This is a genomic window from Hymenobacter agri (assembly GCF_054778495.1).
Window position 1 is genome coordinate 1 of record NZ_BAAGZM010000799.1, and the last position, 1,574, is coordinate 1,574.

General features: G+C 57.8%; 3 protein-coding genes. 1 reads left to right on the forward strand and 2 read right to left on the reverse strand.

Going from position 1 to position 1,574, the window contains the following annotated elements; genetic code table 11:
* Positions 1-230 precede the first annotated feature (230 nt).
* Both trxA and ACYVDE_RS22255 read right to left on the reverse strand, forming a co-directional pair.
* On the reverse strand, positions 231-542 hold the full coding sequence (gene trxA, locus ACYVDE_RS22250) for a thioredoxin (RefSeq protein WP_460503725.1): 312 nt from the start codon (positions 540-542) through the stop codon (positions 231-233).
* A gap of 141 nt (positions 543-683) precedes the next feature.
* A complete protein-coding gene (locus tag ACYVDE_RS22255) occupies positions 684-1,097 on the reverse strand; it encodes a hypothetical protein (RefSeq protein WP_460503726.1) in 414 nt (137 codons plus the stop codon).
* 344 nt (positions 1,098-1,441) lie between these two features.
* On the opposite strand from ACYVDE_RS22255, the gene ACYVDE_RS22260 reads away from it, so the two are divergent.
* Positions 1,442-1,574 (forward strand): DUF6687 family protein (locus ACYVDE_RS22260; RefSeq protein ID WP_460503727.1); only part of this gene is annotated, 133 nt, incomplete at its 3' end.

Consider the following 1,574-nt stretch of genomic DNA (forward strand, 5'->3'; position numbering starts at 1 on the left):
ACGCTGGCGCCGGGCAGGGTTTCGCCGCGCGCCCCGCGCACAGTGCCGCTCAGCGTTACGCGCGCGGCCTCCTGTGCCCAACTTGGTGCGGCAAATAGTAAGACCAGGAAAACACTAAACCAAAAACAGCGCGTCGTTACACGTAAAACCATACAGCAGCAAACAGGGCGAAGCACAAAGGTAGCCCCCGCGCAACGCCACTTTGGGCCAGATAGTTTGCGCCGCGGCCGCTACTGTGCCACAAAGGGCCGCAGGGCCTGGGCAATTTGCGGGGCGGGCACCACGCCCGCCTGCCGCCACACCGGCTGCCCTTTATGAAACAGTATCAGCGTGGGGATGCTCTGCACGCGGTATTGCTGGGCCACGGCCTGGTTTTTATCCACGTCAATTTTGATGACGCGCAGCTTGCCGCCGTGCTGGGCAGCTACCTGCTCCAGAATAGGAGCCATGGTTTTGCAGGGGCCACACCAGGTGGCGTAAAAATCGACGAGCACGGGCATGCCGGGGCTGTCGATGAGCTCAGAAAAGGACTTGCGGGGCACGGGCAAAAAGAAATAGGAGAGCGGAACAAACAGGTATGTCGACCCGAGCCGGATAGCATGGCTCAGGCCGACATGCCCGATACGTAAAAACGCCAAAGCCCGGCTATGAGCCAGGCTTTGGGTAGAAATAATAGCGGAAGGCTAGCGCTGCACCACTGTTACGTCGTTGGCTACTTCGGGGAAGGTGAAGCGGCCGCCCACGGCTTTCACGCCTTTCACGCGGCACTCCCAGGTGTAGCGGCCGGGAGTGGGCTGGGCCGCCTCACCCGTTTCAGCTTTGAAATATTCGGGGTCGGAAGCCTCGGTGGGAAACAGCACATCAACACCGGTCTGGCCCTTGGCCAGTTCTTTCGTCAGATAATAATCCTTGCCGGTGCGTTCGTTGTGCACGATAAAGGTAGCCGTGTACGTGCCCAGCTGGCCGTATTTATCAAGAACGCCTAGTTTAATCTGGGCCGTAGTGCTCACCATCCAGGTTTGGGCTTTCGCTGCGGGAGCAGCACCCAGCAGGAATAGGCCTACTAATAAGCCGGTTAGCGGCAGTTTGCGAAGCAAAGGCGTAAATGAAAATATCATTACAGAGAAAAAAGGAGGAGTTGAAAAAAATAATGAAATAGTGAAGCGGCGCTTTCGCAAAATGCGATGAGAAACACCCATTTTCTGCCAAGTTAGTGTAACAGACATGGTTTCGCAAATAGCCGAATGCCAACGCCGTGTAAAAATTCCGTACAGCGAATGAATAAAAGCCGCATAATTCGGCGAGTGGGCATAAAAAGTCGGCCACAGTTCGCGCTACATAGGTGAGATGCGCTGCCAGCCGCGCGTGCAGGTGCCACGTGAGCGAAGCTTTGGAGACCGTGGTAGCTGTGCAAAAGCCGCCGCGGCCCCAGCTTTGCAGCATGAACCGTTACTTCGTGCCTTTTGCGCAGCTTCGGCAGCAGCCTACTATTCTGGTCGACAGCGTGGGGCTGGGGGCGGCCCTCACGCTGGCCCACTGGCGCGCGGCGCCCACTCCAGCCGCGCTGCGTGACG